This window comes from Glutamicibacter sp. ZJUTW, assembly GCF_008370855.1.
In the GTDB taxonomy this organism is placed as follows: Bacteria; Actinomycetota; Actinomycetes; order Actinomycetales; family Micrococcaceae; genus Glutamicibacter; species Glutamicibacter nicotianae.
In genome coordinates this window covers 1,830,945-1,845,898 of record NZ_CP043624.1, presented here as the reverse complement: position 1 = coordinate 1,845,898, position 14,954 = coordinate 1,830,945, and the positions used below count along the sequence as shown (strand labels likewise).

The 14,954-nt window shown below is 66.1% G+C and carries 16 protein-coding genes; all 16 read left to right on the top strand.

Annotation, left to right across the window (positions count from 1 at the left end; genetic code table 11):
- Positions 1-23: 23 nt before the first annotated feature.
- Positions 24-872: a shikimate dehydrogenase gene (locus tag F0M17_RS08685; protein WP_143181013.1), complete on the top strand. Its 849-nt coding sequence runs from the start codon at positions 24-26 to the stop codon at positions 870-872.
- 29 nt (positions 873-901) lie between these two features.
- Positions 902-2,101: a chorismate synthase gene (gene aroC, locus F0M17_RS08680; RefSeq protein ID WP_038991142.1), complete on the top strand. Its 1,200-nt coding sequence runs from the start codon at positions 902-904 to the stop codon at positions 2,099-2,101.
- A gap of 13 nt (positions 2,102-2,114) precedes the next feature.
- Positions 2,115-2,603 carry a shikimate kinase gene (locus F0M17_RS08675; protein WP_066138479.1) on the top strand — a complete coding sequence of 163 codons (489 nt, stop codon included), beginning with the start codon at positions 2,115-2,117 and terminating at the stop codon, positions 2,601-2,603.
- 80 nt (positions 2,604-2,683) lie between these two features.
- On the top strand, positions 2,684-3,775 hold the full coding sequence (gene aroB, locus F0M17_RS08670; protein WP_066138477.1) for a 3-dehydroquinate synthase: 1,092 nt from the start codon (positions 2,684-2,686) through the stop codon (positions 3,773-3,775).
- Positions 3,776-3,779: 4 nt separating this feature from the next.
- On the top strand, positions 3,780-4,310 hold the full coding sequence (locus tag F0M17_RS08665; RefSeq protein ID WP_038991136.1) for a tol-pal system YbgF family protein: 531 nt from the start codon (positions 3,780-3,782) through the stop codon (positions 4,308-4,310).
- 110 nt (positions 4,311-4,420) lie between these two features.
- Positions 4,421-4,981 (top strand): elongation factor P, encoded by a 561-nt coding sequence (gene efp / locus F0M17_RS08660; RefSeq protein ID WP_038991131.1) that lies wholly within the window; start codon positions 4,421-4,423, stop codon positions 4,979-4,981.
- Positions 4,981-5,391, top strand: a complete 411-nt coding sequence (gene nusB / locus F0M17_RS08655; protein WP_038991129.1) for a transcription antitermination factor NusB — start codon at positions 4,981-4,983, stop codon at positions 5,389-5,391. Before efp ends, nusB begins: the two co-directional genes overlap by 1 nt.
- A gap of 110 nt (positions 5,392-5,501) precedes the next feature.
- On the top strand, positions 5,502-5,957 hold the full coding sequence (locus tag F0M17_RS08650) for a DUF664 domain-containing protein (protein WP_256370175.1): 456 nt from the start codon (positions 5,502-5,504) through the stop codon (positions 5,955-5,957).
- Positions 5,867-6,058 (top strand): DUF664 domain-containing protein, encoded by a 192-nt coding sequence (locus F0M17_RS17760; protein WP_256370211.1) that lies wholly within the window; start codon positions 5,867-5,869, stop codon positions 6,056-6,058. Before F0M17_RS08650 ends, F0M17_RS17760 begins: the two co-directional genes overlap by 91 nt.
- A gap of 267 nt (positions 6,059-6,325) precedes the next feature.
- Complete coding sequence (pyrR, locus tag F0M17_RS08645; RefSeq protein WP_149596935.1) at positions 6,326-6,895, top strand: bifunctional pyr operon transcriptional regulator/uracil phosphoribosyltransferase PyrR; 570 nt, start codon at positions 6,326-6,328, stop codon at positions 6,893-6,895.
- Complete coding sequence (locus F0M17_RS08640; RefSeq protein ID WP_038991125.1) at positions 6,892-7,854, top strand: aspartate carbamoyltransferase catalytic subunit; 963 nt, start codon at positions 6,892-6,894, stop codon at positions 7,852-7,854. Before pyrR ends, F0M17_RS08640 begins: the two co-directional genes overlap by 4 nt.
- An 11-nt stretch (positions 7,855-7,865) precedes the next feature.
- A complete protein-coding gene (locus F0M17_RS08635) occupies positions 7,866-9,170 on the top strand; it encodes a dihydroorotase (RefSeq protein ID WP_121866846.1) in 1,305 nt (434 codons plus the stop codon).
- The gene (locus tag F0M17_RS08630) at positions 9,163-9,669 is read left to right on the top strand and encodes a hypothetical protein (protein ID WP_149596934.1); all 507 of its coding nucleotides are present in this window, start codon (positions 9,163-9,165) and stop codon (positions 9,667-9,669) included. The genes F0M17_RS08635 and F0M17_RS08630 overlap by 8 nt, the downstream gene beginning before the upstream one ends.
- The gene (gene carA, locus F0M17_RS08625) at positions 9,670-10,839 is read left to right on the top strand and encodes a glutamine-hydrolyzing carbamoyl-phosphate synthase small subunit (protein ID WP_149596933.1); all 1,170 of its coding nucleotides are present in this window, start codon (positions 9,670-9,672) and stop codon (positions 10,837-10,839) included. It abuts the gene before it with no gap.
- On the top strand, positions 10,839-14,117 hold the full coding sequence (gene carB, locus F0M17_RS08620; protein WP_121866844.1) for a carbamoyl-phosphate synthase large subunit: 3,279 nt from the start codon (positions 10,839-10,841) through the stop codon (positions 14,115-14,117). Before carA ends, carB begins: the two co-directional genes overlap by 1 nt.
- Positions 14,110-14,952 carry an orotidine-5'-phosphate decarboxylase gene (pyrF, locus tag F0M17_RS08615; RefSeq protein ID WP_073706210.1) on the top strand — a complete coding sequence of 281 codons (843 nt, stop codon included), beginning with the start codon at positions 14,110-14,112 and terminating at the stop codon, positions 14,950-14,952. The genes carB and pyrF overlap by 8 nt, the downstream gene beginning before the upstream one ends.
- Positions 14,953-14,954 lie beyond the last annotated feature (2 nt).

Below are 14,954 nucleotides of genomic sequence, written 5' to 3'. Positions count from 1 at the left end.
GGGCAATTACCAGCAGGAAGTCCATGAAGAAAATGAAGCAGGCAGCCGTCCTCGGCCACCCCATCAGCCACTCCAAATCGCCGGTGCTGCACCGCGCCGCCTACCAGCTGCTCGGCGCGCCGATCAGCTACAGCGCGATCGACATGGAACCGGGCCAGGCTGCCGAGCATGCTGCCGCACTGCGCGCAGGCAACTGGGCCGGCTGCTCGGTGACCATGCCGCTGAAGGACGCATTCGTGCCATTGATGGATGACCTGTCCGCACGCGTGCAGCGCCTCGGCGCGCTGAACACCATCGTGGTCCGCGACGACGGCACCCTCTACGGGGAAAACACCGACGTCGACGGCCTGGTCCAGGCCCTCGCCGATTTCGGGCTCGCCCAGTGCGCGCAGGCGATGATCCTGGGCTCTGGCAACACCGCGCTGGCAGCCATCGAGGCCGCCGCTGAAGTGGGCGTGAGCCAGCTGGCACTTGTCGTGCGCAGCGCCGCGCGGGCCTCCCGGGCCGTCGATCTGGCCCACCAGCTCGGGATGGAAACGACCGTCCACGAGATTTCGGGAATCGACCAGGCAGTGGCGGCGACACTGAACGATATCCCGCTCGTGTTCTCCACGCTGCCGCCGCGTGCGGCCGACGACTGGGTGCCGGTGATCGGCGCAGGCAGCGGTATCCTGCTGGATGTGGCCTACGACCCCTGGCCCTCTGCCTTGGCGCAAGCATGGCAAGGCACCGTAATCTCCGGTATCCACATGCTCGTGCACCAAGCCGTGGAACAAGTGCGATTCTTCAGTGCCGGAGCCTGGCAGGAATCGCGCCGAGCGGACGTCACAAATGCGATGTATGACTCTTTGGGTCTGGCCCGACACCAGTAATCAGTTCGTGTCATGGCAAAATAGATGACATGTTGCGTTGGTTGACCGCGGGCGAATCGCATGGCCCGGCACTCGTTGGAATTCTTGAAGGCCTACCCGCCGGAGTATCGGTGGATAGCGAAGCAGTGCGGGAGGCACTGGCACGCCGCCGTCTCGGCTATGGCCGCGGCGCGCGCATGAAATTTGAAAAGGACCAGGTCACCTTCCTCGGTGGCGTCCGCCATGGCAAGACACAGGGCGGCCCGGTTGCCATCGAAATCGGCAACACCGAATGGCCCAAGTGGGAACGCGTGATGAACGCCGATCCGGTGGATCTGGATGAGCTGGCCTCGCTGGCGCGCAACGCGCCGCTGACCCGCCCGCGTCCGGGCCACGCCGACTTCACCGGCATGCAGAAGTACGGCTTCGAGGACGCCCGCCCGATCCTCGAGCGCGCCAGCGCCCGCGAAACAGCGGCCCGCGTCGCACTCGGCACGGTGGCCTCGCGTTTCCTCAATGATTTGGGCATCCAGCTCGTCTCGCACACCACGGCCGTTGGCGCCGTGGCCGCACCGGCCGATGCACCGCTGCCCACCGCAGCCGATGTCGCCGCCCTGGACGCCGACCCGCTGCGCTGCTTCCACCCCGAGACCAGCGTAGCCATGGTCGCCGAGGTCGACGACGCCCACAAGGCAGGGGAGACCCTGGGCGGCGTCGTCGAGGTCCTCGCCTACAACCTGCCTCCGGGCATCGGCTCCTACGTGCACTGGGACCGCCGCCTGGACGCGCGCCTGGCCGCCGCCCTGATGGGCATCCAGGCCATCAAGGGCGTCGAGGTCGGCGACGGATTCGCCACCGCCGCGCGCCGCGGTTCGGCCGCGCACGATGAGATCGTGCACGCCGAAGACGGCAGCATCAAGCGCAACTCGAACCGCGCCGGCGGCATCGAGGGCGGCATGAGCATCGGCGAGGTGCTGCGCGTGCGCGCCGCCATGAAGCCGATCGCCACCGTGCCCCGCGCCCTGCGCACCGTGGACACCGCCACCGGCGAGGACACCACCGCGCACCACCAGCGCTCGGATGTCTGCGCCGTGCCGGCTGCCGGCGTGGTCGCCGAGGCCATGGTCGCTCTGGTGCTGGCCCAGTCCCTGCTGGAGAAGTTCGGCGGCGATTCGGTGGCCGAGACCAAGCGCAATATCGAGTCCTACCTGGCCAGCATCCCGGGCAATCTGGGTTCGACCGGCGTCTAGGAAGCACGCTTCAATGATCTACCTCATTGGTCCGATGGCCAGTGGCAAGTCCACCGTGGGCAAGTCACTGGCCACGGCCCTTTCTACCAGCTTCGCGGATTCCGACGCGGCCATCGTCGCCCACCACGGAACCATCGCGCAGATCTTCGCCGAACATGGCGAAGCGCATTTCCGCGACCTGGAAGTCCAGGCGCTGTGCCGGCTGCGCACCGGTGTGGTCGCCACCGGCGGAGGCGCGGTGCTGCGCGAGGAGAACCAGCAGCTGCTCTCGCGCGGCACGGTAATCTACCTGGAACTCGGCGAACAGGCTGCCGCCGAGCGCATCAAGGGCGACGGGCACCGCCCGCTGCTGGCTGGTGACGAAGCCCTCAAGAGCTGGATCGCCGTCTACGAAAAGCGCCGCCCGATTTATGAAATGCTCGCTGACGTGCATGTTCTCGTGGATGGAAAGTCCGTTTCGCAAATTCTCGACGAGGTATTGCCGCAGCTGGAACGGCTGTGATTAGCCTCACGAGATGCAACTTCTGGCCGGGCTCACGCGTACGCTAGAAAAATCACCACCATCAGGAGGAAGCTAGACTGATGCCTATCGCACCGACCACCATGAAGGTCACCGGAAGCACCCCCGCGGAGTCGTACCCCGTCATGGTCGGCAACGGCCTCTTGGGCCAACTGCCCGACCTGCTTGGTCCCGCGGTCAAGAAGGTCCTGGTCATCCACCCGCGAGCACTGCGCGCCACCGGCGACGTGGTTCGCGACGAACTGGCGAAGTTCGGCCTGGAGGCATTGACCGCGGAAATTCCGGATGCCGAAGAAGGCAAGCACATCCAGGTTGCCTCCTTCTGCTGGGAAGTGCTGGGCAAGAACGACTTCACCCGCTCCGATGCAGTCATTTCCGTGGGCGGCGGGGCCGTCACCGACGTGGCAGGATTCGTTGCTGCCACTTGGCTGCGCGGCGTGAAGGTCATCCATATTCCTACCTCGCTGCTGGCCATGGTCGACGCTGCCGTGGGCGGCAAGACCGGAATCAACACCGCCGAGGGCAAGAACCTCGTCGGCGCCTTCCACCCGCCGGCCGCGGTGCTCGCCGACCTCGACGCGCTGGCCACCTTGCCGAAAAACGAGCTGGTGACCGGCATGGCTGAAATCGTCAAGTGCGGCTTCATCGCCGACGAGCGCATCCTGGAACTGATCGAAGAGGATCCGGCCGATGCCGTCGATCCCGCCAGCGACCGCCTGCGCGAGTTGGTCGAGCGCACCATCGCCGTGAAGATCGACGTGGTCTCGCGCGACTTGAAGGAATCCGGCGACCGCGAATTCCTGAACTACGGCCACACCCTGGCCCACGCCATCGAGCTGGCCGAGCGCTACCAGATGCGCCATGGCGCAGCCGTGTCCATCGGCCTGGCCTTCGCCGCCGAACTGGGCCGCTCGGTGGGCTACACCTCCGACGCCGTGGCCGACCGCCACGTCGCGATCCTGAAGTCCCTCGGGTTGCCGACCACCTACCGCAACGACCGCTGGGCGGCGCTGCTCGACGGCATGAAGCGCGACAAGAAAGCCCGCGGCAGCCAGCTGCGCTTCGTCGTGCTGGAAGAAATCGGCAAGCCGCGCATCTACGAAGTGCCCGATAACTCGCTGCTCTTCGCCGCCTACCAGGAAATCGGGGAGTAAGCACATGGTCGACTACACCGCATACGCCATTGACGTCGCATCGGTAAACCGCGAAGGTGTCGGCACAGCTGTTGAAGGCGTGCTGATCGATCCCGAGACGCTCAAGCCCTACATCGCCGATGAGGCGGCCGCCGAGCAGCAGCTGCTGGTGGGTTCGCCCACCGACCAGGTAATGGTGCTGCTCGCCCGGGGCGAGCTGGCCAAGGCCGGCGAGCTGATCGCGGAATCGCGTTTCGTTGATCCGACCAACGCCCATCTGCGCGTCCTGGACACCGAGCTGACCCGCATGCAGGGCGACTTCGATCGCGCGATCAACCGCCTGCGCAAGCTGGCCGAGGAATTCGCCGGCACCGCGTACGAGCCGCTGATGCACTACCATGCAGGCCTGTCCTTCTTCGCAAAGGGCGATTACAAGGCGGCGGCCACGCGATTCCGCAAGGCCCTGGAGCTGCGCATCGAGTTGGACGACGACGCATACCTGGTCAACGCGGCCAGCACCTGCATGCATATTGCCGAAGAGCGCGCCGCGCAGTAATGCGCGCCACCGCGTCCAACCCTTTGTGCCCCATGGCGCGTAGGGTAAACTTGAACATGGATTTTTGATAATGCCGGCTGCAGCTGGCGAAAATAGAGGATTGAGGAAACGTGGCGGATACAACTGACATCAAGAATGGACAGGTCATCAAGATCGATGGCCAGCTCTGGACCATCATCGACTTCCAGCACGTCAAGCCAGGCAAGGGCGGCGCATTCGTGCGCACCAAGATGCGCAACGTCATCTCCGGCAAGGTCCTGGACAAGACCTACAACGCAGGCACCAAGATCGAACTGGCCACCGTTGACCGCCGCGATTACCAGTACCTCTACCAGGATGGCGAAGACTACGTCTTCATGAACCTGGAAGACTACGACCAGCTCACCGTTCCCGGCGCCACCGTTGGCGATGCCGCCGGCTTCCTGCTGGAGAACCAGAACCTGACCATCGCCATGTACGACGGCAGCCCGCTGTACCTGGAACTGCCGGCATCGGTCGTTCTGGAAATCACCTACACCGAGCCGGGCCTGCAGGGCGACCGCTCCTCGGCTGGCACCAAGCCGGCAACCCTGGAAACCGGCAAGGAAATCCAGGTGCCGCTGTTCGTCGAGCAGAACACCAAGGTGAAGGTTGACACCCGCACCGGCGATTACCTGGGTCGTGTCAACTAGTGAGAGCCCGCGCCAAAGCCCGCCGCCGAGCCCTTGAGTTCCTGTTCGAAGCCGAGGCCCGCGATGCAGATCCGCTGGCCGTAGCCATCGCACGACGGGAAAACTCGGACATCGTACTCAACGAGTACTCGTTGGCGATCATCGAAGGCGTGACCGCCCATCTGGCCCGCATTGACGAAGTTCTCGAAAGCTACGTCAAGGACTGGACCATCGAGCGCATGCCAGCTGTTGACCGCAGCGCACTGCGCATCGGCGTGTGGGAGCTGCTGTACAACGATGACGTTCCCGACGCTGTCGCCGTGGCCGAAGCCGTGGTGAACGTGCGGGAACTGTCCACCGATGAATCGCCGGAGTTCGTCAATGGCGTTTTGGGCCGCATCCAGAGTGTCAAGGACACCCTGGTCGACTAATTCGATCCTCACGTTTCCGAGCCCGGGCCGGAACCCTTTTGCGGGGTTCCGGCCCGGGCTTTTTTGCGCAGCCATTGCCCGCGGGGCGTGCGACGGCGAGGCTAGGGTGCATGAACCAGAAGCCCAAACGCTGGAGCAAATCCGTGATCATGCCGGACATGTGGCTTGATCCCGACCAGGATCCGCGGGAAGCAGGGGACGACCCGGCAGGGGAGCGGGCCACCTGCGAACGCTACCTGCGCGACTACCGGCTCACCATCGAGCTCAAATGCCAGGGCCTGGACGCGGCCCAGCTGGCCTCGCGCCCGGTCCCGCCCTCCATGCTCAGCCTGCTGGGCCTGCTGCGCCACCTCGGCGAAGTCGAGCGGGACTGGCGCAACTGGATCACCGCGGCGAGCCTGCCGGCAGGATCTACGGGCCGGCGGGATCCGACTTCGAAACGGTGCGCCCGGATCCCTCCCAGGCATCCCAGGCGCTGCGCATCCTGCATGAAGAGCAAGATGCCACCGACCGCCTGCTGGCCGGCTTCGAAGACCTCGGCCAGTGCGCAGGACGCGAGCAGGTGATCATCCGCGACCTGATGGTCCACCGCATCGAGGAGTACGCCAGGCACAGCGGGCATGCAGACCTGCTGCGCGAATGCTTCGACGGGAGGGTGGGCCAATAGCGCAGCACACTTCCAACGGTCCTGGCCGCTTAGTGCGTGTGTCGATCGCAACACCTGCCGTGCCTGCGGCAGAGTCGGTTCACGGGATCTGCGTGATTCTGCCCCTCGGCGAGAACCGCCACATGCATCCTTGTGACCGATCCCATGCCCTATTCAGTGTCATGCATAGGTTTCCGCTAGGGAATCGCCTCGCGCTCGTGATAATTTGAGTTAGCAATATTCCTTTAAATCCCGTCCCGTGAGGCGGAGAAGGGAGAGATGCACAGCATGGATGAGAATTCAGTGCCAGATGCCGCGCGCACGGTATTAACCGGCGACGACATCGAACGTGTACTCACTCGCGTAGCCTACGAAATCATCGAGGCCAACAAGGGCACCGACGACCTGGTCCTCCTTGGCATTCCCAGCCGCGGATTCCCGCTGGCCCAGCGCCTGGCAGCCCGCATCGCAGCCACCGCCGATGGCAATCTCGAACCGGCATCGCTGGTCGGCCAGCTCGACATCACCATGTACCGCGACGATCTGCGCCACTCCACCACCCGCACCCCGGCGCCGACGCGCCTTCCAGCAGGCGGCATCGAGGGCAAGGTTGTCGTCCTGGTCGACGACGTGCTCTATTCCGGTCGCACCATCCGCGCCGCCCTGGACGCACTGGCCGACTGGGGACGCCCGCGCATCGTGCGCCTGGCCGTGCTGGTTGACCGCGGGCATCGCGAACTGCCGATCCGCGCTGATCATGTGGGCAAGAACCTGCCGACCGCGAAGAGCGAAAAGGTGCGCGTGCACTTGGCAGAAATCGATGGCACCAACGAAGTAGTGATCGAGGGCGCCGCATGAAGCACCTGCTCTCCACCGCGGATCTGACCCGCGACGAAGCCATCGCCATCCTGGATATCGCCGAAGAGATGCGTGAATCGGGAACCCGCCAGATCAAGAAGCTGCCGGCCCTGCGCGGACGCACCGTGGTGAATCTGTTCTTCGAGGACTCCACCCGCACCCGGATTTCCTTCGAGGCCGCCGCCAAGCGCCTGAGCGCCGACGTCATCAACTTCTCGGCCAAGGGATCGAGCGTATCCAAGGGCGAGTCGCTGAAGGACACCGCGCAGACCCTGCTGGCCATCGGAGCCGACGCGGTAGTCATCCGCCACCCGGATTCCGGTGCCCCCGCCCGGCTGGCGGCCACCGACTGGATCGGGCTGCCGATCGTCAACGCCGGCGACGGCACGCATGAGCACCCCACCCAGGCGCTGCTCGACGCCTTCACCCTGCGCCGCCAGGTGGCGCTGCGCGAGGGCACCAGCCCGGCAGGCCGCGGCCTGGACGGGCTGAAGGTCGCGATCGTCGGCGACATCCTGCACAGCCGTGTCGCCCGCTCCAACCTGTGGCTGCTGAACACCCTCGGTGCCGAAGTCACGATGGTCGCCCCTCCGACCCTGCTGCCGGTCGGCGCCGGATCCTGGCCGTGCACCATCAGCTACGACCTGGACGAGGTGATCGCCAAGGGCGTCGACGCGCTGATGATGCTGCGCGTGCAGGGTGAGCGGATGAATGCCGCCTACTTCCCGAACCCCCGCGAATACTCGCGCTACTGGGGACTGGACGATGCGCGCCTGGCGGAATTGGACGCTTCGGGCGCCGAAACCCTGATCATGCACCCGGGGCCGATGAACCGCGGCCTGGAGATCTCCTCGGCCGCCGCGGACTCGCCGCGCTCCACCGTGCTCGACCAGGTCACCAATGGCGTGGCCGTGCGCATGGCCAGCCTCTACATGCTCCTCTCCGGCGACCTGATCTGAAGGAAGAAACCATGAACTACTTGATCAAGCAGGCCTCCATCCTCGGCGGCGAACCTGCCGACGTGCTGATCGCCGACGGCAAGATCGCCCAGCTGGGCACCATCGCCGACGCCGGCGACGCGCAGGTGATCGATGCGACGGACCTGGTGCTGCTGCCGGGCCTGGTCGACACCCACACCCACCTGCGCGAACCGGGCCGCGAAGACGCCGAAACCGTGGAAACCGGTTCGCAGGCAGCCGCCCGCGGCGGCTACACCGCCGTGCACGCGATGGCCAACTCCACCCCGGTGGCCGACACCGCCGGCGTCGTCGAGCAGGTCTACGAATTGGGCCGCAAGGCCGGCTGGGTGGATGTCCGCCCGGTCGGTGCGGTCACCGTCGGCCTGGCCGGCAAGCAGCTGAGCGAAATCGGCGCGATGGCCGATTCCCGTGCCGCGGTGAAGATGTTCTCCGACGACGGCATCTGCGTCTTCGACCCGCTGCTGATGCGCCGCGCCCTGGAATACGTGAAGGCCTTCGACGGGGTCATCGCCCAGCACGCCCAGGAACCGCGGCTGACCGAAGGCGCCCAGATGAACGAGGGCGAAGTCTCCTCGATCCTGGGCATGCCCGGCTGGCCTGCGGTCGCCGAGGAATCGATCATCGCCCGCGATGTGCTGCTGGCCGAGCATGTCGGCGCGCGGCTGCACATCTGCCATGTGTCCACTGCCGGCTCGGTGGAGATCATCCGCTGGGCCAAGGCCCGCGGCATCCAGGTCACCGCGGAGGTCACCCCGCACCACCTGCTGCTCACCGACGAGAAAGTCCGCACTTACGACCCGGTGTTCAAGGTCAACCCGCCGCTGCGCCGCGAGGAAGACGTGATGGCGCTGCGCGCCGGCGTCGCCGACGGCACCATCGACGTGATCGGCACCGACCACGCCCCTCACCCGTCCGAAGCCAAGGACTGCGAGTGGGGCGCGGCGGCCATGGGCATGACCGGGCTGGAGACCGCGCTGTCGATCGTGCAGCACACGCTGGTCGACACCGGCTTGATGGGTTGGGCTGACGTCGCGCGCATCACCTCCGAGGTGCCCGCGCAGATCGGCCGCGTCGCCGACCAGGGCCGCCCGATCGCCGTGGGCGAGCCGGCCAACCTCACCCTGGTGGATCCGGCAGCCCGCTGGATCGTCGACCCGGCAGCCATGGCCACCAAGGGCCGCAACTCGCCATTCGCCGGCATGGAGCTGCCCGGATCGGTGCGCGCCACCTTCTTCCACGGACACGCCACCGTGCTCGATGGCCAGCTGGCAACCCCGAGGTCGATCAATGCCTGAGGGAGCACTTCAGCCGCTCATCTGGACGATCGTCGCGGTCGTCGCTGCCGTGACGCTGATCCTGCTGGGCTGGCGCAACCTCAAGGCCCGGCAATCGGCGATTCCCGAGCCGTATGAGGAGTTCGCCGACCAGGTGGAGCACAGCTTCGAGGGCATGTACGTGGTCACCACGAAATTCGACGACTGGCTGGACCGCATTGCCGTGCATGAGCTCGGCGTGCGCACCAACGCCACCTTGGAACTGGGCAGCGAAGGCGTGCACCTGATCCGTTCCGGAGCGCGCGACGTGCACATCCCGTGGGAGCACTACGAACAGGTCAAGCGCAGCAGCGGGATGATCGGCAAGGTCGTGGAGAAGAACGGCCTGATCGTCATCACCTGGAACAAGGACGGCTTCACCTTCGACACCGGATTCCGTCCCCGCTACCACGAGGACACCCCCAAGATTTATCAGTTGCTGGCGTCGCACGACGACGTAAGCCGAGCAGGAGACAAATAAGTGAATTCCCTGAGCAACCTACCAGCCGTGTTGGTACTCGAAGATGGCCGCATCTTCCGCGGACGCAGCTATGGCGCCGTGGGCACCACCCTGGGTGAAGCAGTCTTCACCACCGGCATGACCGGCTACCAGGAAACCCTGACTGACCCGTCCTACGCGCACCAGATCATCGTGCAGACCTTCCCGCACATCGGCAACACCGGAGTGAACTCCGAGGATCCGGAATCCACCCGCATGTGGGCCGCCGGCTATGTGGTGCGCGACGCCGCCCGCCGTCCAAGCAACTGGCGCAGCGAGCGCACCCTGGACGAGGACCTGGTCGAGTACGGCATCGTCGGCATCCAGGGCGTGGACACCCGCGCGCTGACCCGCCACCTGCGCGACGCCGGCGCCATGAAGTCCGGCATTTTCTCCGGCGATGACGCCGCGAAGTCCGACGCCGAACTGGTGGAAATGGTCAAGGCGCAGCCGTCGATGGCCGGGCGCAACATCTCCGCCGAGGTCTCGGTTGACACCGCCTACATCGTCGAGCCGGCCGACCACGGCTACACCGGCGAGCCCAAGCGCACCGTCGCCGCCATCGACCTGGGCATGAAGTCGATGACCCCGCACCGCCTGGCCGAGCGCGGCCTGCGCGTGCACGTGCTGCCGTACAACGCCACCCTTGAGGACATCAAGGCCACCGGCGCCGAAGGCGTCTTCTTCTCCAACGGCCCGGGCGACCCCGCCACCGCCACCGCGCAGGTGGAACTGGTGCGCTCGGTGCTCGATGCCGGCATGCCGTACTTCGGCATCTGCTTCGGCAACCAGATCCTGGGCCGCGCGCTGGGCTTCGACACCTACAAGCTGCGCTTCGGCCACCGCGGCATCAACCAGCCGGTGATGGACAAGGCCACCGGCCGCGTGGAAATCACCAGCCAGAACCACGGCTTCGCCGTCGACGCGCCGATCGAAGGCACCGTCACCGCGCCGGTCGAGCGCTTCGGCAAGGTCGAGGTCTCGCACTACTCGCTGAACGACCACGTGGTCGAGGGCCTGTCCTGCCTGGACATCCCGGCCTTCTCCGTGCAGTACCACCCAGAGGCCGCATCCGGCCCCCACGATGCCGCCTACCTCTTTGACCGCTTCATGACCGCGTTGGATTCCGCCGCAGAAAAGGACAGCAAGTAATGCCTAAGCGCACCGATCTGAAATCAGTTCTCGTCATCGGTTCGGGTCCGATCGTCATCGGCCAGGCCGCCGAGTTCGACTACTCCGGCACCCAGGCCCTGCGCGTGCTGAAGGAGGAGGGCCTGCGGGTCATCCTGGTCAACTCCAACCCGGCCACCATCATGACCGACCCGGAATTCGCCGACGCCACCTACGTCGAGCCGATCACCCCCGAGGTCGTCGAGAAGATCATTGCCAAGGAACGCCCGGATGCGATCCTGCCGACCCTGGGCGGGCAGACCGCGCTGAACACCGCGATCGCGCTGGACAAGTCCGGCGCCCTCCAGAAGTACGACGTCGAGCTGATCGGCGCGAACATCGAAGCCATCGAGCTGGGCGAGGACCGCGAGAAGTTCAAGGGCGTCGTCGAGCGCTGCGGCGCCGAATCGGCCCGCTCGGTCATCGTGCACACCCTGGACGAGGCCTTCGCCGCCGTCGAGGAGCTGAACTACCCGGTGGTCGTGCGCCCGTCGTTCACCATGGGCGGCCTGGGCTCGGGCATGGCCTACAACCCGGAGGACCTGCGCCGCATCGCCGGCGCCGGCCTGCAGTACTCGCCAACCACCGAGGTGCTCCTGGAGGAGTCGATCCTGGGCTGGAAGGAGTACGAGCTGGAGATGATGCGCGACAAGAACGACAACGTCGTGGTCGTGTGCTCCATCGAGAACTTCGATCCGGTCGGCGTGCACACCGGCGACTCGATCACCGTCGCCCCGGCGATGACCCTGACCGACCGCGAATACCAGAAGCTGCGCGACATCTCCATCGCGGTCATCCGCGAAGTCGGCGTGGACACCGGCGGCTGCAACATCCAGTTCGCCATCGACCCGGCCACCGGCCGCGTCGTGGTCATCGAGATGAACCCGCGCGTTTCGCGTTCCTCCGCGCTGGCCTCCAAGGCCACCGGCTTCGCGATCGCGAAGATCGCCACCAAGCTGGCCGTGGGCTACACCCTGGACGAGATCCCGAACGACATCACCCAGAAGACCCCGGCTTCCTTCGAGCCGGCCCTGGACTACGTGGTCGTGAAGGTCCCGCGCTTCGCCTTCGAGAAGTTCCCGGCCGCGGACAAGACCCTGACCACCACCATGAAGTCGGTCGGCGAAGCGATGGCCCTGGGCCGCAACTTCACCGAAGCGCTGCAGAAGGCGCTGCGCTCCCTGGAGCAGAAGGGCTCCGAGCTGTCCTTCGAGCCGATCCCGGAAGCCGAGCACGAAGCAGTGCTGGCCTCGATCGTGAAGGGCTCGACCGAACGCCTCTCGCTGGTCCAGCGCCTGCTGTTCTCCGGCGTGTCCATCGAGAAGCTGTTCGAGACCACCGCGATCGACCCGTGGTACCTGGACCAGCTGCAGCTGATCAACGAGGTCGCGCAGCTGGTGGCCGCGAACAAGCACCTGCCCGAGCACGTGCTGCGCGAAGCCAAGCGCCACGGCTTCTCCGATGCGCAGCTGGCCCAGCTCACCGGCAAGTCCGAGTCGGTGATCCGCGGCATCCGCCACGCGCTGGGCGTGCGCCCGGTCTACAAGACCGTTGACACCTGCGCCGCCGAGTTCGAGGCCTTCACCCCGTACATGTACTCCTCGTACGACGAGGAGACCGAGGTGGCGGCCCACGAGAAGAAGTCGGTCATCATCCTCGGCTCGGGTCCGAACCGCATCGGCCAGGGCATCGAGTTCGACTACTCCTGCGTGCACGCAGTGATGGCGCTGCGCGCCGAGGGCTACGAGACCGTGATGGTCAACTGCAACCCGGAGACCGTCTCCACCGACTACGACATCTCCGACCGCCTCTACTTCGAGCCGCTGACCCTGGAAGACGTGCTCGAGGTCATCCACGCCGAAGAGGAAACCGGCGGCGTGCTGGGCGTATTCGTCCAGCTCGGCGGCCAGACCCCGCTGAAGCTCGCCGCCGAGCTGAAGGCCGCCGGCGTGCCGATCCTGGGCACCTCGCCGGAAGCCATCGACCTGGCCGAGCACCGCGGCGCCTTCCAGCAGGTGCTGGACAACGCCGGGCTCGTCGCGCCGAAGAACGGCACCGCCGTGTCCTTCGCCGAGGCCAAGGCCATCGCCGACTCCATCGGCTACCCGGTGCTGGTCCGGCCGTCCTACGTGCTGGGCGGCCGCGGCATGGAGATCGTGTACGACGAGGCTAACCTCGAGCGCTACATCGCCAACGCCACCGAGATCACCGTGGACCACCCGGTCCTGGTCGACCGCTTCCTGGAAGACGCGATCGAGATTGACGTCGACGCCCTGTTCGACGGCACCGACCTGTACGTCGGCGGCATCATGGAGCACATCGAGGAAGCCGGCATCCACTCGGGCGACTCGGCCTGCACCCTGCCTCCGATCACCCTGGGCCCTGACGTGCGCGAGCGCGTGAAGCAGGCCACCCGGGCGATCGCCGAAGGCGTGGGCGTGCGCGGCCTGATCAACATCCAGTTCGCGCTGGCCAGCGACATCCTGTACGTGATCGAGGCGAACCCGCGTGCTTCGCGCACCGTGCCGTTCACCTCGAAGGCCACCGGCGTGCAGCTGTCCAAGGTCGCCGCGCTGATCGGCGTCGGCAAGACCCTGGCCGAGCTGCGCGGCAGCTACCTGCCGGCCACCGGCGACGGCGCGCACCTGCCGGAAGCCGCGGCCATCGCCGTGAAGGAAGCGGTCATGCCGTTCGCCCGCTTCCGCACCCCGGAAGGCAAGGTCGTCGACTCGCTGCTCGGCCCTGAAATGCGCTCCACCGGCGAGGTCATGGGCTTCGACAAGTACTTCGACACCGCCTTCGCCAAGTCGCAGGCCGCGGCGAACAACCCGCTGCCCACCGCCGGCAAGGTCTTCGTCTCGGTCACCAACCGCGACAAGCGCTCGATCGTGATGCCGGTCAAGCACCTGTCCGACAACGGCTTCGAGATCATCTCCACCGGCGGCACCGCCGAGGTGCTGCGCCGCAACGGCATCCCGACCCAGGTGGTGGGCAAGCTGCACGAAGGCGGGGAGTCCATCGTCGACCTGATCGTGGCCGGCCAGATCGGCCTGATCCTGAACACCCCGTCGGGTTCGGATGCGCGTGGCGACGGCTACGAGATCCGCGCCGCCGCGACCTCGGTCGGCACCCCGGTGATCACCACCGTTGCGGAATTCAACGCCTCCGTCCAGGCAATCGATGCCCTGCGCGAGTACGAGTGGGATGTCACCAGCTTGCAGGTGCACGACGCCAACCTGAACGCGGCACGCAATGCCTGAGCCGATTCCATTCGGCCAGCGGCTTCGTTCGGCCATGCAGGCTTCCGGCCCGCTGTGCGTGGGGATTGATCCGCACCCGGCGCTGCTGGAAGCCTGGGGGCTGGAGAATACCGCCGATGGCGTGCGATCTTTCTCACTGGCAGTCGTGGAAGCGATGGCCGGTGCGGCGGCAATCCTCAAGCCCCAGGTCGCCCTGTACGAGCGCTTCGGGTCCAAGGGATTTGCCGCGCTGGAGGACACCTTGAGCGCCGCGAAGGCCGCCGGGCTGCTCACGTTGGCCGATGCCAAGCGCGGGGATATCGGTTCGACCATGGCCGCGTACGCGACCGCATGGCTCGATGACGCTTCCCCGCTGGCCTCAGACGCGGTGACCTTAAGCCCATACCTGGGCTACGAGTCGCTGCGCCCGGCACTGGATTTGGCTGCTGCCACCGGCCGGGGAGTGTTCGTTCTCGGACTGACTTCCAACCCGGAGGGGCCGTCGGTGCAGCATGTCGGCGGAGAAAACTCTGTTGCTAAAACGATTATTGACCAAGTCACTGCGGAAAATTCAGGTGCAGAAGATTTAGGTCATGTCGGTTTGGTCGTCGGCGCCACCATCGGCGATGCGCCGGCCAAGCTCGGAATCGATCTAGCGACCTCCAAGGCTCCGCTGCTCACACCGGGACTTGGCGCGCAAGGCGCCACGGCAGCTGATATTGCCAAGTCATTCGCCTCCAGCTACGGCCAAGTGCTGGGCACGAGCAGCCGGGACATCCTCAAAGCGGGGCCGGACAAGACCGCGCTCCGCGACAAGGCCCTGAGGGTCCGGGACGAATTGCTGGCAGCTAGCTAGCA